This window comes from Telmatobacter sp. DSM 110680 (genome assembly GCF_039994875.1).
Classification (GTDB): domain Bacteria; phylum Acidobacteriota; class Terriglobia; order Terriglobales; family Acidobacteriaceae; genus Telmatobacter.
Window position 1 is genome coordinate 2,264,522 of record NZ_CP121196.1, and the last position, 21,156, is coordinate 2,285,677.

The following is a 21,156-nucleotide window of genomic DNA, read 5'->3' on the forward strand; positions in this document are numbered from 1 at the left end:
GTCGCAGATTTTGATGAATATTTGACTAATTCACATACTTTTAATAACCGCTGTTGCGGAGTTTTAGGCTTGTTAAAGAATGGTTAATTTACCTCTTGTTCACATTCGAAGCGGGCACGCAAAGGCTTTAAGCACGCGCGGAGCTGGAAGTCACTCGCACTTGCGCGACTCGACGAACGACTAAGTGAGGTTGTATTCGCTTGTATCTGAGCAATGCGAATTTATTGCCGGGCGCTCAGCAAGTTTGCCATGATGCGATAAGACCCTGGGACTAACTCGGGTAACTGGCGATAGAGGGCATAGGCAACATATATATAAGTTCCTTTGCCCGGATGGGTGACGATCAGCCCGCCGCGCTGGGGATCCTGGCCGGGGTCGGCGGTCTCGGTAAGTGCGGTGTAACCCGGATCGAATGAATCAAGGAAAGAGTGGCCGCGCTCTTCGACCCACCCGTCGAAGTCGGCACCTGTAATTTTGTTAGGAAAATTCAGCAGGGGGTTGGAGGGGTCCAGAAGCTTGATGGGCGACTGCTCGTCAACGACACGCTCGGGCATGCGGTTTCCCATCGAGAGCGGAAGAGGAGCAGGAAAAGTGTTGCTCTGGTACTGGACGACCAGAGTGCCGCCGTTGCGGACGAAGTCTTCAAGGCGAGGCTGGACCTTAGCAAGTTCGGGACGAACGGAGTAGGCGCGGATGCCGATGACGATGACGTTGTAGAGGCTGAGATCTCCGGAGATGAGGTCGGCGCTGGATAGCAGATGGGGAGCGACGCCCATGCCCTCGATTGCCTCGGGGACAAGATCGCCGGGTCCCATCACATATCCGATGCGGAGACCGGGCGCAAGCTTTACGTCGATCTTGCGGGTTTGAAGCTGGGCGGGCGCGTATTGGTTATACGGACGCAAGCCAGTGTAGCCAACGCTGTGCCATCCGGAATCATAGGACCGACCCGCCGACTGAGCGACAGCCATGAGGGAGTACGCGCCGGTTTGCGTGGCAGCAGGCGTGACGGAAAATAGGATGGGGTCGGTGTCGCCGGCGGTCTTACGATGGAATTCGGCCTGAGCAGGATCGGAGCGCCAGCCGTCAGGGAGTTTGAGCGCTACAGTGCCTTCGGCTGCGGACTGGGTGTGGACAGTTACACGGACGGGAAGCGCACTGCCATCGAGCGGAAGAATGCGGGCCTGCGGATCAACACTGACACCGATGGCGGGGGCGACGACGAGAGGTTCGTAGAAGCCTCCGGGACCGGTGACGCGCTGGAGGGTTTGCACTACTTCGCCGATGCGGATGGGCAGGCCATCGAAGGTGAACTCGGCCCATGCGTCGAGCGGGTATGGAGCGAAGGATCGCCCGCGCCATTGCGGATTGGCGATGTCGTAATAAGGCTGCTCGATGTTAGGCCGTGTGAATGACGGCGCAGTGGAGGCAGAATTGTCGGCGGCGTGGACTGTGAAAACGGGATCAGCGACCGACGCGGCAGGATCTGGAGCGACGTTGATAGTGCTATTCCATTCTTCGCCGCTGCGGCTCTGCAGCCAGACTTTTTCGATGCGTGTCTCTTTGGTGGCTTGCGCAGCGTGTACGTGGACGCGGAACTCTTCGCCCGGGGAGACGCTAGTTGCAGCTTCATCGGCTGCGGCACCGCGGAAGCCTGCGGATTGCGCATGGGCTTCGTTGGTGCGAAAGGCTACGAGGTCGAGGCCAAGGATGTTGGCTAGTGCGGATTGAAACTGGTTGATCTTGGCATCGAGTTCGAAGAGGATGCTTGCTTTGCCCTGGGCGTCAAGTGAACTGGCGGCGACTTTTTCGCGGAGTGCGAGGATCTCCCGATAAATGGGAGCGAGCGCTTGCGCTGCCGGGAGGCCGGAGTTGCAGGGGCACTTGGACTCGAATCGCTCGAGATCGCCACCGATCTGGCCGAGTCCTGTTGCGAGCCATGCTGGAGCGGGTTCCTTCACAAGATGGACTAGCCCGGAGACGCTCGTGTCGATGTTGACGCGGTTGTTGGCGTACAAGCTGTCGTCGGCGAATTTCTCGGCGGATTTCGCGACCGTCTTAGCTGTCGGTGCGACCGCCCAGAGGTGATAGCTGGCCGTAGCGGGGCCACTGAGGGAGGGATTGGCGCCGCCGTTCTGGGATTTCTGTTCGCCCCAGCCCTCGCGCGCGATCTGTGCGTAACTGCGACCGAGGGTTGCGTCCAAAGTTCCGACGGGTAGCTTTACGTCGGTGGATGGTGTGGTTGTGGTGACCTCGCCGGTGACGTAGTTTTTGAATTTCGCGGGCGCCCATTTTCCGGTGGCGTAATCGAACATGCCCTTGTCCGTGACAGGGGCGAACGGAGTCATGGAATAAACGGCGAGAGGCTGCCAGGGCTGGAGGCCGAGGCCTCCTGCTGAAATCGGCTTGAGCTGCTCAGGGAAGATGGTGGGATCGGCTGCAGCTTTGAAGACTTCCTGTGCGATTTCACCGGAGACCTGGTGCTGGCCATGGCCGTCGGTGATGCCTCCGATGAAGGTGGAGACGATGACCTGGGGACGCTCGCTGCGAACAGCGAGAACGGCGTCGTAGAGGACGCGATCGTGACCCCACTTCTGGAATGCCTCTTCCTGCGTTTTAGAGAATCCGAAGTCGACTTCAGTTCCCCAGAGTTGCTTTGCGCCGTAGTATTGGTCGGCCTTGAGGAGTTCGTTGGTGCGTAGGATGCCAAGGGCGTCGTAGGTTTCGGCGGACATGGCGTTCTGGCCGCCTTCACCGCGCGTCAGGGTGAAGAGAATGGCTCGGACGCCGAGGCCGCGAGAGAGATAGGTGAGCAGGGCTCCATCTTCGTCGTCAGGGTGGGCAACGATCATCATGATGCTGGCGGTGGTGTTGAGCTGTTTTAGAGTCTGCTCGAGCTTTGCTTCACCACGATCTTCAGGTAGCGGGAGCGCGACGAGTTGCGGCTCGGACGCCGGCAAAGCGGTCGCGGGTTGTTGTGCACGCATTTGCGGCGCTGGGGCGAGTGCGATAAGGATCGCGGAAATCGAGGCTGCAAGTGCAGCTTTGGCGTGTTTGCGATGTGCTCCCTGAGAAAAGAACATGGTTGTCGTCAGTGTACAATCCGGTGAGCGTATTCCCGTTAGAAGATGCGCAGGGAGTATGTAATGAAGTTCGTAGATCTCTCAGGGCAAGCCCAAATCCTTCTTGTAGCCGTTGTAGCACGACTAAAGTCGTACCTTGATGCAAGACCCGCCCGCGAGAGGCCGAGTGTCTAACCGATTGAAAAGCCCTTTGAGTTCCGACTCATCTGCGACGCTGGAACGGCGGATTGGACTGCGATCCGCGGTGTTGTTCAACATGCTGGAGATGATCGGCGTGGGGCCGTTCATCACGCTGCCGCTGGTGATTGCGGCGGCGGGATACAGGCTGTCGGTCTGGGCGTGGCTGCTGGGCGCGGGCATCGCGGTGATGGACGGGCTGGTGTGGGCGGAGCTGGGGGCGGCATTTCCGCGCGCGGGCGGATCGTATGCATTTCTGCGTGAGATTTATGGGCCGGATCGGGCAGGGAACTGGCTGAGCTTTCTGTATGTCTGGCAACTAAGTTTTTCGGCTCCGCTTTCGATCGCTTCGGGGTGCATCGGGCTGTCGAGTTTTCTGGCGTGGTTCTGGCCGGGGCTGGAGTCCGCTCCGATTGCGGCGCTGCCTGCGTTGCATTACGCGAACTGCGCGGCGGCCGCGGCTTGCCTGCTGGTGACGGCGCTGTTGTATCGCAACTTGAGTTCGGTGACGCGGCTGGCGTGGGTTTTGTTCGCGGGCGTGATGGCGGCGATGGCGGGGGTGATTGCGTCGGGGTTCGCGCATGCTGCGGCGATGGGCGGATGGCATATGCCCGCAAGCCCGACCCAGTCCGCGGCGGTGGCGATTGGCGGCTTGGCGCAGGCTACCCTGATCGCGACGTACGACTACTGGGGCTACTACAACATCACTTTCCTGGGCAGCGAGGTAAAGCAGCCGGAGAAGACGATTCCGCGGGCGATTCTGCTGTCGGTACTATTTGTGACGGTGCTCTATGTCGTGATGAATCTTTCGGCGCTGCCTTCGATGCGCGATGCGGCGATGCATGTCAAGGAAACCGCAATCGTGCGCGTGCAACTGGTGGCGGAGATTGCGCGGTCGGCATTCGGGCAGTGGGCGGGGTACACGATTGCGGCACTTGTGATGTGGACAGCATTCGCTTCAGTCTTCTCGTTGCTATTGGGTTATTCTCGCGTACCTTACGCGGCGGCGCAGAGCGGGAACTACTTCAAGTTTCTGGCGGCGGTACATCCGAAGCACGGGATTCCACACCGGTCGCTCGTGGCGCTTGGCTTGGTGGCGTCGGTCTTCTGCTTCTTCTCGCTGCAGCAGGTGATTACGATGCTGGTGGTGACGCGGATTCTTCTGCAGTTCTTTTTGCAACATGTGGGGGTGATGTTGTTGCGAGTGCAAAGGCCGGAACTAGAGCGGCCGTTTCGCATTCCGTTTTATCCGCTGCCACCGGTGCTGGCGATCGCGGGATTTGTATTCATTCTGGTAAATCGCAGCCAGGCATTGGGTGGGCTGGCGGTGGCTGCAGGTATCGCGGTCAGCGGGACGGCGATCTACATGATCCGGGCTCGGCGGCTGGGGCAATGGCCGTTTAGCGCCGCGGAGCACGTATACCGGGCATAGCTGTACCAGTTGCATGGCATTTGGAGGTAAGTTCTGTTCCCTCGCGCAGCGCATGTTCCAGAGCGCCCGAGGTGATCATGTCAGCCTCGGCGTGCGGCCTCGATGGCGGCGACATCGATCTTGCTCATCGTCATCATGGCATTGAAGGCGCGGGTTGCTTCGCTGCCGCCGGCTGCAAGCGCATCGGTTAGCGCGCGCGGGGTGATCTGCCAGGAGAGGCCCCAGCGGTCTTTGCACCAGCCGCACTCGCTTTCCTTGCCGCCATTGCCGACGATCGCGTTCCAGTAGCGGTCGGTCTCTTCCTGATTGTCGGTGGCTATTTGAAAAGAAAACGCCTCATTATGCTTGATCGCCGGACCACCGTTGAGGCCGAGGCAGGGAATGCCAACAACGGTGAACTCAACCGTCAGCACATCACCCTTCTTGCCGCTCGGATAGTCGCCGGGGGCCTCGTGAACCGCTGTCACTTTGCTATCCGGGAAGGTGGCGGCGTAGAAGCGCGCCGCCTCATGCGCTTCTTTATCGAACCAAAGGCAGATCGTATTTTTTGGGGTCATGTTGTGTGCTCCTTGTGATCAGGAAGGATACGAGGCAAGCCAGGATTTGCCGGGCTCCGACTTTGTACCTGTTATTTGTTGCTTGTTCTCTCTCTCTCTCTCTCTCTCTTGTGCGGTACTGGAATCGCGCTTGTCGCGAAACATTCTGAAATGATACTTCTTGCGCGAGTGTTGGCGCTCCTGATGTTCCGAAGCGAATCTGGTGCTCGAAGAGTGGTGAAAAACAAGCGCAGATCCTTCGTCGCTGCGCTTCTCGAGATGACAGTGTTACGGATGCGATGAAGCGCAGCGGAGGAGGTCAGAGCTTTCCCACCCATGACGCGATGAAGCTGCATCATGGATGGGGCACCCAGGATCGTGCCGATTGATGCCGAGAGATTGTGAGACTCTCGGGGGCAAGTCGGACTTTACTATTCGCCGTTGAGAGCGGCAGTGGCGGCTTTGATTTTGTCTACTTCGCGCTCGATGGCGGCTGCGGTACGTGCGATCTGTGGGTCGACAGCTGACCATTGCTTTTGTTCGATGGCTTCACGGACGGCGGGCAGAGTTTTTACGCCGTAGCCGGTGAAGAAACCAGGTGCATAAATCATGTTTTCAAACCATGGACGGTTGGGCAGGCCTGCGGGGTCAGTGAGGGCGTGCTCGGTGGTGAGCAAGAGGGCGTTCACCTTGGGATCGGCTGTTTCGGCATGGGCGGTGAAGGCTTTCTCGTAATCGGCAGCTGCGGCGGTGAGATCGTCAGAGGCTTGGTCGAGTGGGGAGAAGTTGAAGTATGGAGGCACCGCGTCAACTGGAGGCGGGACGCTCGTCTTCTTTGGATCGGCTGCTGCCTTGTAGACACCGTCGGCAAGGTCGGCGTTGCGTTCCTTGATCTGGGTGCGCATAGTATCTGCGAGTTTTTTGACTTCAGTTGTGTAGGTATGAATGGTGTCGGCTTGATCGGTGAACTGATAGGGCAGAACGTCAGCATCGGCCATGCGCATCACCATCGTGCCGGCGGTCTGGGAGAGGGCGCGGCTATAAAGGAAGCCGTTGTCTTCAAACTTCGTGTACCAGTAAAAATCGTCGTAGATGGAGTGATACTGGCCACCGTCTTCGTCCTCACCGCCGAATCCGAGGTTGATGCTGGGAACTCCGAGGTGGTCGATGAAGACGCTGAAATCGGAGCCGGAGCCTAGGGCCCCGATGCGGGTGTCGGGACGGTTGGTCAAATCGGCGCGAGATTCAGGTGTGGCGCTCAACCGGGCGGCGAGGCGTGCCCGTTTCCAGACTGATGTATTTGTTTCAGGATCTTCGATATCTTTGACGACGCTATTTACGAAGTGCTCGAGCGAGTGGGAACCTTCGGCACCGAAGAAACCGCGCGCGTTGCTGTCGGAGTTGAAATAGGCGACGGCGTGTTGTTTCAACTCGTCCGCGTGAAATTCTGCCCATTCCGTAGAGCCGAGGAGGGCTGGCTCTTCCCCATCCCAGAAGCAGTAGATGATTGTGCGGGCGGGCTTCCAGCCTTGCTTGAGGAGTTCGCCGAGCGCGCGCGCTTCTTCGAGTTGAGGGCTTGCCCCGCTGACGGGATCTCCGGCGCCATTGACCCAGGCGTCGTGGTGGTTGCCGCGAACGACCCACTGGTCAGGGAAGGTTGAACCGGGGATGGTGGCGACCACGTCGTAAAGGGGCTTGCGATCCCAGTTGAATGCGAGCGCGAGATGGGCCATGACTTTGCTGGGGCCGGTCTTGTAGGTGATGGGAAGACCACCACGCCAGTTTTCAGGGACGGTCTCACCCTGCAGCGATTTCAGAAACGGCTGCGCGTCCGCGTAGGAGATGGGGAGGACCGGAATCTTGGTGATGGTCTGAACCTGATCGAGCGGGATTAGCTTTGCGCCGGGCTTGGCTCCGATGCCGGGGGTCTGCGGATCGCCAGGGTAGACAGGCATGTCCATTACGCTTCCGCGCTGGGCGCCGTCGGCGGGACGCATGGGGCCGTCTGGGTAGGTATCGCCGGTCGCGTAGCCATCGTCTTTGGGATCGGAGTAGATGATGCAGCCTACGGCGCCATGTTCGGCGGCGACCTTGGGCTTGATCCCGCGCCAGGTTTCGCCGTAGCGGGCAATCACAATCGCGCCTTTGACGGAGACGCCCATAGCATCGAGTCGCTCGTAGTCGGCAGGTGCACCGTAATTCACGTACACGAGGGGCGCAGTAACATCGCCATCTTTGGAGTAGGCGTTGTAAGTGGGGAGTTGCTCATCTTTTTGGTTGGAAGTGGGATCGATGGAGAGTACGGGCTCGTCGAGCTTAGCCGTGAATTTGGTGGGGTCGAGCAACTCGAGTTTGCGGGATTTTGGCGTAGGGAAGAGGGCTTCGAACTGTTCGATCTTAGCGTCGAGTCCGTAGGACTTGAGCTGGGCGAGGAGCCATTCGGCATTGTCCTTGTCATAGGGCGAGCCGACGTGGTGGGGACGCGCGGAGAGACGACGCATGTTTTCGCGCAGGCGTGCGGGGTCCGGGATCGCGCGAAACTTCTGCTCCCATTGCACTTCGGCGGACGAGTGCGCTGCAGTGTAGCCGCGCAGGGAGTCCGAGTGTGTCGGCTCAACAGCGTAGGCATTCATGGTGAGAATCAAGAGACTGGCGAAGAGTCTACGCATGCGAAGGCGCCTCTTTCTGAAGATGCAGCAAAGTATTGCGTGCTTGCTTGGGGAATACAGCAGAGTAAAGCGAATCTAATACCCGTGCCGGGGAGAGGTCAAATCCGAGAGGAAGAGAGCCTTGTAAGTCCAAAGAGTTTAGTTGACAAAATCGATGGATCGAGCCTAGACTCCTAAAAATATAGGAGGTCGCGAGGATGAGCCTGAAGAAAGCAGGGCTGACGAGGCTGGAATTGAAGATCATGCAGGTGATCTGGAAGCGCGGCAACAGCACGGTGAGTGCGGTGCAAGCCGAGATGCGGCCTCCGCTTGCCTATACAACGGTGCAGACAGTTCTCAACATTCTGGAGAGGAAAGGTAAGTTGCAGCGCGAACTGGAGGGGCGTGCTTTCGTGTATTCGGCGAAGGTGAGCGAAGAGAAGGCGCTGGGGCAGAGCCTGGGTGATTTGATTGACCGCATGTTTGGAGGGTCAAGCGAAGAATTGGTGATGAGTTTGTTGAAGAGCCGGCAGATCGATGCGAAGCGGCTGGCGAAATTGACTGAGCAATTCAGCAAAGAGAAGGAGGGCGCGAAATGAGCGGGTTTGCATCCGTGCTAACTGATTACGTTTTGAATTCGCTATGGCAGGCGCCATTGCTGTTTGCAGCGGCTTGGGTCGCTGCCCGTTTGATGAGGGCGGCTGGATCGGCGGCGGAGCATCGCGTATGGGTGGGGGCGTTGCTGCTGGAGAGTGTGCTGCCGGCGGTATCGATTTTTCCGTGGCAGCGGATTCACATTGCATGGCGGTGGCATGCGCTGGTTGCTTCGCCTGTAGACGCACAGGTGGCGGTGCAAGTGGGGCCGGGCTCCGGTTTTGCCGCCTTACGGGTGCCGCCGCTGTTGATTACTGCGCTGTCTGTGGCGTATGTGCTGTTGACGGTCTTCTTCATGGCTCGGTTGATGTGGCAATGCGCGCGCCTATGGGTTTTGATGCGCGGGACTGAACCATTGGAACTCACCGGCGAGGATGCGCTGTTGCGCGCGCGGTGGTCAAGCCGATTCGGCATCAACAGGCCGATTTCGTTGGTCAGTTCTAGGGAGATATTTTCGCCGGTGACGTTAGGGGTTGCGCGGAAATACGTTGTGCTGCCAGCGGGAATGATGAATCGTATGCGGGACCGGGACCTTGAAACCGCCATCGCCCATGAATTTGCGCATATCCGGCGCAACGATTTTCTGAAGAACCTGACATATGAAGTTCTGGCATTGCCGGTGAGCTACCATCCGTGTCTCTGGCTCACGCGTCAACGAATTACGGAGACGCGCGAGATGGTCTGCGACGAAATGGCCGCAGGAATGTCTGGAAATCAGGAGTACGCGCAATCGCTTTTACGGCTGGCAACTTTGCTGTTGCAAGGCGGCCCTGTCAGGATTCCCCACGCCATCGGAGTTTTCGATGCCAACACACTCGAGAGGAGACTTATGAGACTTACTGAGAAGAAAAAGGAGATCGGACGACTGCGTCTGTTGGTTTCGCTCGGCGCATGCTTTGCGCTCGGAGTGGCGACGGCGACATCGGCGGTGGCGCTGGGGTTCGGAGCAGAGCAGGATTCTGCGTCGTCGAGCGATTTATCGAAAAGCATACCGACTTCGATTTCGCCGGAAAAGATGCAGGAGCGTGTGATGACTAAGGTCCCTCCGACCTATCCGCCGGAGGCAAAGTCGGCGCGCATCCAAGGGGCCGTGGTGCTGAAGGCGGTGATCGGGAAGGACGGACACGTGGAGAATCTGAAGGTCATCTCCGGTCCCAGTAAGCTTCAGCAATCGGCTCTGGACGCCGTGCGGCAATGGGTTTACAAGCCCTACCTTGTGAATGGCGCCCCGGTGGAAGTCGAAACGAAGATCAGCGTCATTTATTCACTCAAGAAGTAACGGCTGAGATCACACGCCCGGAGACTGGGTCGGTTTGCCAGTCTTCGGGCGAGAGGGTGACTGTGGCGCAGCCCATCGAGTAGTTGAACCATGCGTGATCGGTGTTGGCAGTGGCAAAGAAGCCCTCAAGGTTCAACGATTGCGCGGCGCGGGCAATAAAAGCGCGAGAGCCGTAGAAGAGAGTGAAGAAGCTGTCCCAGTCTACGGTGAAGAGAAAACTGGCATCGGGAGCGAGGAGTGTTCCGCTGGTTGGGAATGGGATGTTGCCGGTTTTGAGGTCGGCGATCGGCAGATTCACGATGGGATCGGCGTGCGGGAATTCGGGAACGAAAATTAGTTCGTCAACTTCAGCTTGAGAAAAGACCTGCAGTATGTCGGATTGCAGAAGTGGCTCGAAGCGTCCTTCGGTGGGCATCCATACTGGGTGATTTTCCAGGAACGACTGAAGAGTGTTGCTCGCGCTTGGGTCGGCGAGAGGATCTGCGAGAGAGCCGATTGAAGTGAGTAGAGCCTGATTGATGCGGGCGCAGGAGCCGAGGCCGGTTTTCGCTGATACTTGCGCCCAGGGAAATTTTGTTGCGTGCTCGAGGATTTGCACGTCGTTCGGATAATGGCTCGTGACGCTCCATGAGAGGGCCGCGGGGACGTGAATGAAGGGGTGAAGCAGGATGAAGGCGGATTCGAATCGTCCGTCGTAGGCCTCGACGAGCGGGACGCCGTAGTTGGGATAGGTGAAGTCTTCGTATTGCACGCGACAGGATAGCAAGGGGCTGCCGAACTGGAATGTGATGGACTGCAGGGTCGTGATCTGGGTAGACAGGGTCGTGTGGATTGTTGGGAACAAAGCAGGTCCTTCGCTACGCTTACCCCCTAAAACAATGAAATTGTTTTAGGGGCCCCAAGCCGCTTCGCTCAGGATGACAGCGTATAGAGCGGATTGATGCTAACTGACAACTCCGCTCAGGATGACGGGCTAGGGTTTTTGCTTTCCCACCCATGCCGCGATGAAACTGCGTCATGGATGGGGCACCCAAGATCGTGCGGATTGATGGCGAGTGAAAAGCGGATCCTTCGGCTTCGCTCGGGATGACGGGGGAGGGGCTGTGCTTTCCCACCCATGACACGATGAAACTGCGTCATGGATGGGGCACCCAAGATTGTGCGGATTGATGACGGAGGCTGTTGACCGTTGTTGGCTTAGATGCCGGCGTACCAGGCGTAGCCACCTTCTGGGGACGCGGAACCCAAGCCTTTTCCGAATTTCTTGAGTGAATCGGTTGCGGTGATGTGCGTGATGTATTTCACGCTCTTGTAGCCTAGCTGGCGGGGCACGCGCAGGCGGAGAGGGCCGCCGAACTGCACGGGGAGTTCGCCGTCGTTCATGCCCATGGTCAGGAAGGTTTGGGGATGCGTAGCATCAGCCATATCGACGCTTTCCCACCAGTCAGGCTGGATGGAGAAGTAGACAACGTATCGCGCCTGCGGCAACACACCGACTGCGTCTAGCACGTTGTGCAGCGGCGTTCCGATCCATTCGGCGACGTAGGACCAGCCTTCTTCGCAGGCCACTTCGGTGATCTGGTTGTGGACGGGGAGAGCCTTGAGATCGGACATCGAAAACGATGTCGGATGCGCGACCATGCCGTCGACGGACAGCTTCCAATCAGAAAAACCGGTGGCCTGGTGACGCTTGAAGTCATCGCTGGGAGGAGCGACTTCGTTGCCGAAAGGTTTCTCGGAGATCATGCTGCGCGGGAATTCGCGGGCCAGGGAATGACGGGTCAGGACGCGCTGGGCGGCATAGGTGAGGGTTTCTCCGGGACCGTAGATGCCACCGCCGTCTGGCGGAATGAGGCCATAGCGTCGAGCTATGTGGGAGGCGGCAGCTAGGCCGGCGATGCCTGCGGTTGCGGCAACGCCGGTGGTGATGAGTTTGCGGCGAGAGATGTTGCTCATGGGCGCTCCGATGGGGCGTCGGCGCGACCAGTAATCATCGCGCGCATGCGACTCCGAAATCCGGCGAGAATGATCATCGCAACATGGACGATGAGGAAGAGAACTAGAAGATCAGTAACGAAGAAGTGAAGAGTGCGCGCGGATTGGCGGCCTCCGAGAAGGTTGACGGTGGCCGGGACGGCAGAGTCGAAGGCGGGCGACAAGGCGAGACCGGTCCAGATGACGAGTGGGAAAAGAATGAAGATGACGACCAGATAGGAGATGCGCTGGACGACGTTGTACGCGCGGCTCTCTGCCGGATCGGGTGGCGCCCGACGGAAAGTTTTTGCGAAGACTTTTGTGAAGGCGCTCCAACTTCGGTCGGCAGGCGCGGGGAAGAGGTTTTTGCGGAAGTGTCGGGTGAGGAGACCGGCGATCACATAGATGACTCCGGTGATCACCAGGAGCCATGCGGCTTGGAAGTGGAGATATCGGCTCCAGCCATTCTGGTCGGGCATCACGTAGTTGTAGCCAGAGGGAACGGTGTCGCGCGAGGACGGAATGGGAATCTTGAAGAGCGGAGTGGTGCCGGAGTTGCCGGTTTCACCCCAGTAAAAGCGCGGGTGCGAGATTACGATCTCACCGCCGGTGATGAGCAGAGCCAGGAACGATATGACGGTGATCCAGTGGGTGATGCGAACAAGCGCAGTATGCCGCTGTGTCGCTTGCAATTGGGGTGAGGAAGTGACTGACACGCGGGGAGAATAGCACAATGCAGGCGCGGATGACTCCGGAATTTTCGTGTACTTAGACTCTTGGCCAGAACAACCACCCTGTTGCGGATTGATGCGTGGGAAAAGCAGATCCTTCACTCCGCTAACCCCATGAACCGTGCCCATAGGGCCCCAAGACGCTTCGTTCAGGATGACAAGCAAGGAAGGCGAGACTTGGATGATGAACGCGAGTACAGGCGCAAGCGTTTGCTCTAATTGAGGAACATGGTGCGGTAGAGGGTGTCGCGCTGGACGGGTTTGAAGCCGGCGTCGCGGATGATGCGGCGGAGTTCTTCTTCCGTGGTGCAGTTGCTGGTGCCTGCGGCCTTGACCACGTTCTCTTCGAGCATGACGGAGCCTACGTCGTTGCCGCCGAAGTGGAGGCCTAACTCGAGGACCTTGAGGCCTTGCGTGACCCAGCTTGCTTGTACGTTCTCGATGTTGTCGAGGTAGAGGCGCGCGATGGCGAGGACCTTGAGGTATTCGACAGAGGTGGCTTCTTCCCAGCCGCGGCCGCCGAGGGCGGTGTTGTTGGGCTGGAAGCTCCAGGGGATGAATGCCGTGAATCCGCCGGTCTCTTCCTGAAGCTGACGGACGACTTCAAAGTGGTTGATGCGCTGGTCGAAGGTTTCGCCGACGCCGAACATCATGGTGGCGGTGGTACGCATGCCGAGCTGATGGGCCGTGCGATGGACGGCTACCCAGTCGGCGGTGCGGCATTTGAGGCGGGCGATGCGCTTGCGGACGTCGTCGTCGAGGATTTCGGCGCCTCCGCCGGGGATGGAGTCGAGGCCGGCATCGCGGAGACGGGAGATCGTGGTGCGCAGATCGAGTTCGCTGTATTCGGCGATCGCCAGGATTTCAGAGGCGCTGAGGCAGTGAAGCCAGATTTTTGGGAAGCGCTGCTTGATGCCGGTGAAGAGGCGTTCGAACCAGTCGATTTTTAAATCGGGGTGAAGGCCACCCTGCATTAGGACGCCGGTGCCGCCCATTTCTTCAGTCTCGGCGATCTTCTCGTAGATTTTCTCGAAGTCGAGGATGTAGCCCTCGTCGGCGCGAGGGATATTTTTGCCTTCTTTGGGGAGGGGACGGTAGAACGCGCAGAACGTGCAGTACTCGGTACAAAAGTTGGTGTAGTTGATGTTGCGATCGATGATGTAGGTGACTACGCCTTCGGGGTGAAGGCGGCGACGGACGGCGTCGGCCTCGAAGCCCAGCCCGATGAGGTCAGGGGAGTTGAAGTAATCGAGGGCTTGTGGGCGGGTCAGCGACATATAGACAGTTTACAGTGGTCAGTGGTCAGTGGTAAGTGGTAAGTGGTCAGTGGTCAGTGGTCAGTGGTCAGTGGTCAGTGGTCAGTGTGAAGACGTTCATCCATGGGAAAAGAAAGCCAGATAGAGAGGGAGCATTAGCTTCGTTTTGATTTGCGGAAAAGGAAGAAGCCTCGTTTCTGAATGGGGTCGCGGCGGGTACGGGAGAGGTTCGATGCGGTGGAGATTCCGCTGAAGAGGACGAACCAGTCCCAGAAAGCTCGGAGGGTTCCTTTTTTCGATTCGTTGCTCATGTTGGATTGAGTTCCAGTTTGGTGCCCCAGTTTATTGGAGTTGCGAGATGCGCTGACGGACGCGGAAATCTTGCGGCTATCGGCTGGAATTTGGCTTCTGGGCAGGCTTCTGGGCAGGTTTTTTATTGGGGCTGGAAATGCCAAAGCTCATGAGAAAGAAACGAAAGCCTTTACGGAGCGAATCTGACAGACTCATTAAAATGCCTTTCCGGGACGTCTTAAGGATATCTCGCTCCGTGCTTTCAGGTGCGTGATGATCTGCTTGACGCGGAGGTAAGAGCAGGTCCTTCGGCTCCTCTTAACCCATGAACGACCGAGTCCTTCACGGTGGCCCAGGCCGCTCCGCTCAGGATGACAGAGGGATGAGTGGATTGAGGCCGTGGAAATGCAGATCCTTAGGGCCGACTCTCCCTCCATTCTCGATCAGCCATCGGAGCTTTATTGCGGGGCCGGGGTTTCTGGAGTGGGGACGTGGGGGCGGGCTTCGGCTGGCGGAGCGGGGGCGCGGTTGAGGATATCGAGGACGGCGGGGGGCATGGGTTTGTTGGCGTTGGCCAGGAAGATGCTTACCTGCCACATCTCGTCGTCGCTGAGCTGCGTTTTGAAGGAGGGCATGCCGGTGAGGCGAATACCGTTGAGGACCTTCCAGTAGGTTTCGCTGGGCGGATCGTCGCTGACGCCGACTACATCAGGATTGTTGTGGTGGGGTTCAAGCAAAGACGGCGCGTCGGGATACATGTGGGCGCCGATGGCGGCAGGCTTGTTGTGTTGACCATGGCAGAAGGCGCAGCGGTCGACGTAGATATGGGCTCCGGCGGTGAGGTTGGTCTGGTCGGGCTGCATGTGAGTGCCAACCTGTTCCTTTTGAATGCGCGCGTTGAGCGGCATGTGAACGATTTGAGCTTCATGCGGGAATGGGGGATCGGAGACGGCGACGGGTACATTGCCATACATAAGGTAAGCAAGTCCGACGAGCGGGACCAGGACAATGCCGATGATGAATCCGAGCAGGAATCGCATAAGTGGGTGCAGCCTCCGTCGTTTTCATCGTATTGCATGGGCCCTGGGGCGAGGCAAAAAGAGTTGGCCTGCGTCCAATGGATGACAGCACCGCGCAACAGATATTCGGCGTTTCACGAGGCAGCGAGTGAATAAGCGCGTCGCCTAGGGTGGTTGTGTTTGATTCTGAGCGATTCTGGCACCTTCTCAGGAACGCTTAGGACCGGGCGTCTTTGGTTTGCGATAATTGACGGTAGGGGTGTGCTCGGCTCCGGAATGTGTTTAACCCATGGATGAAGGTGTGTCCGCGGGGACCCCGCAGTTGGAGGTAAGTCAAGAACGATGTTTTCTTTTCGCCGTTTTTTGGTAGTTATGGCGGTTATTTCGCTTGTTTCTTTCGGTGCTTTGGCGCAGAGCCCGGATTCCAGCAGCAGTACTCCTACGCAAGATCAGACGCCGCCTCAGGCACCCGCTGCTGTTCCTAACCAGCAAGGTCCGGTTACGGTACAAGCGCGGATCAAGGCGCGCCGTGAAGCGCGTCGCGCGCAGGCCATTCACGATACATACGCGCATTTGTATGAGGTATTTGTAGGGGCCGGATATCAGCGGTTTACGCCAGGACCGACATTGCAGCGGACGACGATGTACTCGTGGGATGTGGCGGTGACACGGTACTGGAGCGAGAAGCTGGGGCTGACCTTTGAGGGCCGCGGCAATTATGGGACGGCGTTTGTTGGTTTGAATTCAACGTCGCTGACGCGTCCGGCGATTAGCCACTATGACGTGCTGGTAGGGCCGACTTATCGATTCAAGATGCGACCACGGTATTCGATCGCGGGAAGCGTCAAGGGCGGCGTTGCGATGAGTAATTTTGCCGCCGACACGAATGGATTCGGGACGGCAGTGCTGGGCCTCTATCCGGACGGAACGACGTATGCGTTGAATGCCAGCGTGATTGGTGAAGTGAATATTACGCCGAGTTTCTCGCTACGGCTGGCGCCTGAATATATGGCGACGGGGTTTGGATCGACGCTGCAGAATGATTTCGGGGCAACGTATGGATTTGTTTACCGGTTTGGAAGGCAGTAGAAGCAGGAGCCAAGGAATAGGGTCCAGGGAATAGGGAGTAACGAGCAACGGCTCACCTTAATGGTGAGCCGTTTTGATTTTGCTGCTCACTGTTCACTCGTCACTGCAATATCGGGATGTTGGCGATGCGTTGTTGCCACTCTGCTGGGCCGGTGTTGTGGACGCTAGTGCCTTTGGAGTCGACGGCGACGGTTACGGGCATGTCTTTGACTTCGAATTCATAGATGCCTTCCATGCCGAGGTCTTCGAAGGCCAACTGGCGCGCGCTGATGATGGCTTTCGAGACGAGGTAGGCGGCTCCGCCGACGGCCATTAAATAGACTGCTCCGAACTCTTTGATGGCATCGATGGCGGTGGGACCGCGCTCGGCTTTGCCGACCATACCAAGCAGACCGGTTTCGGCGAGCATCTGGCGAGTGAACTTGTCCATGCGGGTGGCGGTGGTGGGGCCGGCAGGGCCGATGACTTCTTCGCGGACCGGATCGACGGGGCCGACGTAGTAGATGAAGCGATCTTTGAAATCGACGGGGAGTTTTTCGCCGCGGCTGAGCATGTCGGTCATCCGCTTGTGAGCGGCATCGCGGCCGGTGAGGAGTTTGCCGTTGAGCAGCAGAACTTCACCGGGCTTCCATGTGTCGGCTTCGGCGCGGGTGATGCCGTCGAGATTCACTCGCTTTGCCCGGGAGACGTCATAGGTGAGTTTGGGCCAGAGGTCGAGCGATGGCGGATCGAGGTAGGCGGGGCCTGAGCCGTCGAGGACAACGTGCGCGTGGCGGGTGGCGGCGCAGTTGGGAATCATGGCGACGGGCAGGTTGGCGGCGTGTGTCGGGGTGTCGAGGATTTTGACGTCGAGGACCGTGGTGAGGCCGCCGAGGCCCTGCGCGCCGATGCCGAGGCGGTTCACCTTGTCATATAGTTCGACGCGAAGTTTTTCTGCTGTCGTTTTAGGGCCGCGGTCAATGAGGTCCTGAATGTCGATGTCGTCCATGAGGGCTTGCTTGGCGAGGAGCATGGCTTTTTCTGCGGTGCCGCCGATGCCGATGCCGAGCATGCCGGGAGGACACCATCCGGCGCCCATGGTAGGGATCGTTTTGAGTACCCACTCGACAACGGAATCAGAGGGGTTGAGCATGACGAATTTGCTTTTGGCCTCGGAGCCTCCGCCCTTGGCGGCTACGGTGATGTCGACCTTGTTGCCTTTGACGAGCTCGACGTTGACGGTGGCGGGTGTGTTGTCTTTGGTGTTCTTGCGGGATCCGGCGGGGTCGGCGAGTAGTGAGGCGCGAAGCTTGTTGTCAGGGTCGAGATAGGCGCGGCGGACGCCTTCGTCGGACATGCCCTGCAAGTCGAGGGTGGGCGGTCCGCCGTCGGGACCTTCGAAGCGGACCTCCATGCCGACCTTGACGAAGACGTTGACGATGCCTGTGTCCTGGCAGATGGGGCGGTGGCCCTCGGCGCACATGCGGCTGTTGATAAGGATCTGCGCCATGGCGTCCTTGGCCGCGTGGGATTGCTCGCGCTCGTAGGCCTTCGTCAGGCTGGTGATGTAGTCGGTGGGGTGATAGTAGCTGATGTATTGGAGGGCGCCGGCGACGGTGCGGATGAAATCTTCCTGGCGGATGACGGTCATGGGTGAAGCTCCTCGAACCTTCTAGGGTAAAGGACGGGGTTTCCATGTGTCGCCCTGCGGCGCACAAGGGGGTTCCACGGCATCCATATCGCAAAACGATCCGTCGAGTACCGAGATCCGATTAGTGGTGAGGAGAAGTAGCCATGCCTGGTCTGGAACGGTAGGATATCGAAGTTTGGCAAATGCGAGCCATGCGTTTCGATACTTCAGCCATGCGCGTTCAGCATTGCGAATTCCGTCGGGTTGGACCGCGCCGTATTCGGACTTGTGCTGCTCGGCATCGGTCAGAGCTTTGCGATACTCGGAGTTGAGCCGAGCGTCGGCATATTGAAAATCCTGAGCAGATATCTTCGGGTACTTGCCGGATTCGAATGTCCGCAATGCTTCGATGAAGTCATCTCGTAGAGTGTCTTCCGCATCGATCTGAAACATGGCTCGCGCGGTGCCGCTCAAGTCGATCTCGCCTCTCGCGTGAGCTTCCGCATACGCTGCCTCCGCTTTTCGAAGTGTTTCGAAAAGCTCCTTTTGTTCCAGAGTGAATGGAGCGGCGATCTCTTTCAGAATGGTTGATCGTTTCTGGTCCTGAAACTCACTGCCGCGCGCGGCGCAAAAACCTCCCATGAATCCGCTAGTTATGTCATCGCAAAAATCAAACTTCGCCTTGGCAGAAGCATTCTTTTTGAGCGAGGCGACGTGATCTAGTCGATATTTGATCTCGGCAGGAGCTCCGCCAGCTTCACAGACGAATTTCTGCGCCAGCGTGAGGTTTTGCGAAACGCCTTCGCTGTTAGCGTATAGAACTGAGAGCATCGCGGAGCCGCCAAATACACTCGCGATCGTATATCTCGGCTCCAGATTGGCTTGTTGAGCCAGGCGCTCGGACCATGCGCACTGACGAGCGGCGGCGTAGTCGATTTTGGTACCGACGCCAGAGTAGAGCTTGTAAGAGTTGCAGTCGGGCCATTTCGCAGGCGCTGTGACAGTAGTGGCTTCAACTGGTAGCGGAGTCTGGAGGTATTGCCTGCACTTGGCTTGCGTCGAGTCATCGGCATTTTCCGGTTGAGCAATAGCGACGGGCATTGAGCAGGCTAACAGCAGTGCAAACCAAATTGGCCGGGGTTTCATGTGGAAAGGATAGCGGAGAGGATTGTGCCTAGTCAGTGGTTCGCAGGGTGCGGAAGAAAGGGTAACCGCAGATCTTTCGCATTCGGTCGAAGTGACTTTCGCTCAAGTTGACAGGCTGTTATTGAAATCCTCTTTTGGGGCTAATCGAACAGCGCGCCGGATTCGTCTGGATTGGGGTAGGTGGGTTGTCCTTTGATGACTTTGAGGAAGGGCGTAAGCTTATGCTCTTTGGCGGGGGCGGCGGTGAGGATGTCGCGAACCTGCCAGCCGTTAAGCATCATGGCGTCTGCGATTAGGGAGCGGTGGCAGCGCCAGGGGACGGCTTCGGCGCACATGATGGCGGTGGGAGAGGTGCTTGCGATTTCGGTGAGGGCGGCGAGGCCTTCGGCGAATTGCGGAGTCGCCATATAGTCGGCGTAACCGCGGAAGGATGCGTTGCGCCAGCCGGTGTTGATGGAGTTCTTGCGGGTGGAGCGGCGGCCTCCGAGGGACTTGAGATGCGTGTAGTCGATGTTGGCGGCGTGAAGCGAGGACGCGAGTTCGTCGGTGTTGAATTGCGGAACGTGGCGGGATTTGGGGATGGAGCGGACATCGACGAGATGCTGTACGTTGTGCGAGTTCAGCAATGCGATGAACTCTTCGATGGAGTGGGTGGAGTGGCCGATGGTGAAGAGGACGTTGAGCGCCACAGCCTTATCGTACTGCGAGTTGTTGAGCAGGTCCGTCGACTGCGCTCAGGATTACGGGTGCTTTGTCTCGCTTTTGTGCTTTCCCACTCATGACGCGACGAAACCGCGTCATGAATGGGGTACCCAGGCACCCAGGATCTTGCGGATTGATGCCAAGGGGAAAAGTTACTCCTGCGGCTTGGCTCAAGATGACGGGCTTGGGGTCGGCTAGAATGCAACAAGCCGAATGAGCTCTTCCCCCGTACAGAAAAAGCGCATCAATACGCCGCGACAGGTTTTGTTTGCGAGCCTGGTGGGGACTGCTGTCGAGTTTTTTGATTTCTACATCTATGCAACGGCGGCGGTGCTGGTATTTCCGCGGCTGTTCTTTCCTGCGACGGATCCGGCGTCGTCGGTGCTGGCATCGCTGGCTACATTTGCGATTGCGTTTGTGGCGCGGCCGATCGGGTCCGCGCTTTTTGGACACTTCGGAGATCGCATCGGGCGTAAGCGAACGCTGGTGCTGGCGTTGTTGACGATGGGTATTTCAACGTTCGTGATTGGGATGTTGCCGTCGTATAAGTCAATTGGATTGGTGGCACCGTTATTGTTGGCGCTATGCCGGTTCGGGCAGGGAATCGGGCTTGGCGGGGAGTGGGGTGGAGCGATTTTGCTGGCGGTGGAGAATGCTCCAGCGAACAAGCGCGCACTCTATGGGATGTTTCCGCAACTCGGGGCTCCTCTGGGTTTTCTGCTTTCGGGCGGGATTTTCCTTGTGCTTTCGCGATGGCTGACGGACACACAGTTTTTCGCATTTGGATGGAGGCTGCCGTTTCTGGCCAGCGCTGTGCTGGTGTTGCTGGGTCTTTACGTGCGGCTGTCGATCACGGAGACGCCAGTGTTTGCTGCTGCATTGAAGCGGGCAAAGCCGGTGGAGGTTCCCATTGCGACGGTGTTTCGGCTGCACACGAAGCAAGTGATTGCAGGAATTATGGTGTGCATGGCGACGTTTGTTTTGTTTTACCTGATGACAGTGTTTGCGCTGTCGTGGGGGACGACGGCGCTGCATTACAACCGGGCAAATTTTCTGGTCTTGCAACTGATTGGAGTGGTGTTTTTCGGGCTGACGATTCCACTGTCAGCGTGGTTGGCGGAACGGGGGCGAAGGCCGGTGATGTTTGTGGTGTCGGCGTTGATCGCGGTGTTTGGCTTATTTATGGCGCGACTATTTTCTGCAGGACCTCACGGTGCGCTGACGATGATGGTGCTGGGACTGGCGCTGATGGGAGTTACGTATGGGCCTTTGGGAACGGTGGTGTCAGAGTTGTTTCCCACCTCGGTGCGATATACGGGATCGTCCCTGGCATTCAGTATGGCGGGGATTCTAGGTGCATCGCTGGCGCCATACATCGCGACGTGGCTGGCAAATAAATACGGGCTTCCGTTTGTGGGGTACTACCTGACAGCATCGGCTGTTGTGTCGTTTGTGGGGTTGCTGATGATTCGCGAGACGAGCGGGGATGACCTTGGGGTGACGGTGGAATAAGTGGGGGTGAGTGCTTCG

At 58.2% G+C, this 21,156-nt stretch carries 16 protein-coding genes; 5 read left to right on the forward strand and 11 right to left on the reverse strand.

Annotation, left to right across the window (positions count from 1 at the left end):
- Window positions 1-221: 221 nt before the first annotated feature.
- A complete protein-coding gene (locus tag P8935_RS09410; RefSeq protein WP_348264739.1) occupies window positions 222-3,083 on the reverse strand; it encodes a PIG-L family deacetylase in 2,862 nt (953 codons plus the stop codon).
- 190 nt (window positions 3,084-3,273) lie between these two features.
- Between P8935_RS09410 and P8935_RS09415 the strand changes: the two genes are divergently transcribed.
- Window positions 3,274-4,692, forward strand: coding sequence for an APC family permease (locus tag P8935_RS09415; protein ID WP_348264740.1), 1,419 nt, complete (start codon window positions 3,274-3,276; stop codon window positions 4,690-4,692).
- Between the two features lie 80 nt (window positions 4,693-4,772).
- Here the strand turns inward: P8935_RS09415 and P8935_RS09420 are convergent, their stop codons facing one another.
- Window positions 4,773-5,249: a VOC family protein gene (locus tag P8935_RS09420; RefSeq protein ID WP_348264741.1), complete on the reverse strand. Its 477-nt coding sequence runs from the start codon at window positions 5,247-5,249 to the stop codon at window positions 4,773-4,775.
- A 410-nt stretch (window positions 5,250-5,659) separates the two neighbouring features.
- Window positions 5,660-7,897, reverse strand: coding sequence for a transferrin receptor-like dimerization domain-containing protein (locus tag P8935_RS09425; protein ID WP_348264742.1), 2,238 nt, complete (start codon window positions 7,895-7,897; stop codon window positions 5,660-5,662).
- Window positions 7,898-8,094: 197 nt separating this feature from the next.
- On the opposite strand from P8935_RS09425, the gene P8935_RS09430 reads away from it, so the two are divergent.
- A complete protein-coding gene (locus P8935_RS09430; protein ID WP_348264743.1) occupies window positions 8,095-8,475 on the forward strand; it encodes a BlaI/MecI/CopY family transcriptional regulator in 381 nt (126 codons plus the stop codon).
- A complete protein-coding gene (locus P8935_RS09435) occupies window positions 8,472-9,809 on the forward strand; it encodes a M56 family metallopeptidase (protein WP_348264744.1) in 1,338 nt (445 codons plus the stop codon). The genes P8935_RS09430 and P8935_RS09435 overlap by 4 nt, the downstream gene beginning before the upstream one ends.
- Here the strand turns inward: P8935_RS09435 and P8935_RS09440 are convergent.
- The 5 genes from P8935_RS09440 to P8935_RS09460 form a co-directional block, all read right to left on the reverse strand.
- On the reverse strand, window positions 9,799-10,653 hold the full coding sequence (locus P8935_RS09440; protein WP_348264745.1) for a DUF2711 family protein: 855 nt from the start codon (window positions 10,651-10,653) through the stop codon (window positions 9,799-9,801). The two genes, P8935_RS09435 and P8935_RS09440, sit on opposite strands and share 11 nt — an antisense overlap.
- Window positions 10,654-11,006: 353 nt before the next feature.
- The gene (locus P8935_RS09445) at window positions 11,007-11,765 is read right to left on the reverse strand and encodes a molybdopterin-dependent oxidoreductase (protein ID WP_348264746.1); all 759 of its coding nucleotides are present in this window, start codon (window positions 11,763-11,765) and stop codon (window positions 11,007-11,009) included.
- Window positions 11,762-12,499 carry a cytochrome b/b6 domain-containing protein gene (locus P8935_RS09450; protein WP_348264747.1) on the reverse strand — a complete coding sequence of 246 codons (738 nt, stop codon included), beginning with the start codon at window positions 12,497-12,499 and terminating at the stop codon, window positions 11,762-11,764. Before P8935_RS09450 ends, P8935_RS09445 begins: the two co-directional genes overlap by 4 nt.
- A gap of 230 nt (window positions 12,500-12,729) precedes the next feature.
- Window positions 12,730-13,791, reverse strand: coding sequence for a cyclic dehypoxanthinyl futalosine synthase (gene mqnC, locus P8935_RS09455; RefSeq protein ID WP_348264748.1), 1,062 nt, complete (start codon window positions 13,789-13,791; stop codon window positions 12,730-12,732).
- 728 nt (window positions 13,792-14,519) lie between these two features.
- A complete protein-coding gene (locus tag P8935_RS09460) occupies window positions 14,520-15,101 on the reverse strand; it encodes a cytochrome c (protein ID WP_348264749.1) in 582 nt (193 codons plus the stop codon).
- 321 nt (window positions 15,102-15,422) lie between these two features.
- Here P8935_RS09460 and P8935_RS09465 point away from each other — a divergent pair, with 321 nt between their 5' ends.
- On the forward strand, window positions 15,423-16,169 hold the full coding sequence (locus tag P8935_RS09465; RefSeq protein WP_348264750.1) for a hypothetical protein: 747 nt from the start codon (window positions 15,423-15,425) through the stop codon (window positions 16,167-16,169).
- A gap of 100 nt (window positions 16,170-16,269) precedes the next feature.
- On the opposite strand, the gene P8935_RS09470 is transcribed toward P8935_RS09465, so the two are convergent.
- The 3 genes from P8935_RS09470 to P8935_RS09480 all read right to left on the reverse strand — a co-directional run bounded on the left by P8935_RS09470 (window position 16,270) and on the right by P8935_RS09480 (window position 19,613).
- Window positions 16,270-17,799: a fumarate hydratase gene (locus tag P8935_RS09470; protein ID WP_348264751.1), complete on the reverse strand. Its 1,530-nt coding sequence runs from the start codon at window positions 17,797-17,799 to the stop codon at window positions 16,270-16,272.
- Window positions 17,800-17,820: 21 nt separating this feature from the next.
- Window positions 17,821-18,879, reverse strand: a complete 1,059-nt coding sequence (locus P8935_RS09475; protein ID WP_348264752.1) for a lysozyme inhibitor LprI family protein — start codon at window positions 18,877-18,879, stop codon at window positions 17,821-17,823.
- A gap of 185 nt (window positions 18,880-19,064) precedes the next feature.
- On the reverse strand, window positions 19,065-19,613 hold the full coding sequence (locus P8935_RS09480; protein ID WP_348264753.1) for a DUF488 domain-containing protein: 549 nt from the start codon (window positions 19,611-19,613) through the stop codon (window positions 19,065-19,067).
- Window positions 19,614-19,839: 226 nt separating this feature from the next.
- Between P8935_RS09480 and P8935_RS09485 the strand changes: the two genes are divergently transcribed.
- A complete protein-coding gene (locus tag P8935_RS09485; RefSeq protein WP_348264754.1) occupies window positions 19,840-21,138 on the forward strand; it encodes an MFS transporter in 1,299 nt (432 codons plus the stop codon).
- The last annotated feature ends 18 nt before the right edge of the window (window positions 21,139-21,156 follow it).

Coding starts and splice junctions, on each gene's coding strand:
- P8935_RS09410 (WP_348264739.1), bottom strand. CDS start 3,083: ATGTTCTTTTCTCAGGGAGCACATCGCAAACACGCCAAAGCTGCACTT.
- P8935_RS09420 (WP_348264741.1), bottom strand. CDS start 5,249: ATGACCCCAAAAAATACGATCTGCCTTTGGTTCGATAAAGAAGCGCAT.
- P8935_RS09425 (WP_348264742.1), bottom strand. CDS start 7,897: ATGCGTAGACTCTTCGCCAGTCTCTTGATTCTCACCATGAATGCCTAC.
- P8935_RS09430 (WP_348264743.1), top strand. CDS start 8,095: ATGAGCCTGAAGAAAGCAGGGCTGACGAGGCTGGAATTGAAGATCATG.
- P8935_RS09435 (WP_348264744.1), top strand. CDS start 8,472: ATGAGCGGGTTTGCATCCGTGCTAACTGATTACGTTTTGAATTCGCTA.
- P8935_RS09445 (WP_348264746.1), bottom strand. CDS start 11,765: ATGAGCAACATCTCTCGCCGCAAACTCATCACCACCGGCGTTGCCGCA.
- mqnC (WP_348264748.1), bottom strand. CDS start 13,791: ATGTCGCTGACCCGCCCACAAGCCCTCGATTACTTCAACTCCCCTGAC.
- P8935_RS09460 (WP_348264749.1), bottom strand. CDS start 15,101: ATGCGATTCCTGCTCGGATTCATCATCGGCATTGTCCTGGTCCCGCTC.
- P8935_RS09465 (WP_348264750.1), top strand. CDS start 15,423: ATGTTTTCTTTTCGCCGTTTTTTGGTAGTTATGGCGGTTATTTCGCTT.
- P8935_RS09470 (WP_348264751.1), bottom strand. CDS start 17,799: ATGACCGTCATCCGCCAGGAAGATTTCATCCGCACCGTCGCCGGCGCC.
- P8935_RS09475 (WP_348264752.1), bottom strand. CDS start 18,879: ATGCCCGTCGCTATTGCTCAACCGGAAAATGCCGATGACTCGACGCAA.
- P8935_RS09485 (WP_348264754.1), top strand. CDS start 19,840: ATGAGCTCTTCCCCCGTACAGAAAAAGCGCATCAATACGCCGCGACAG.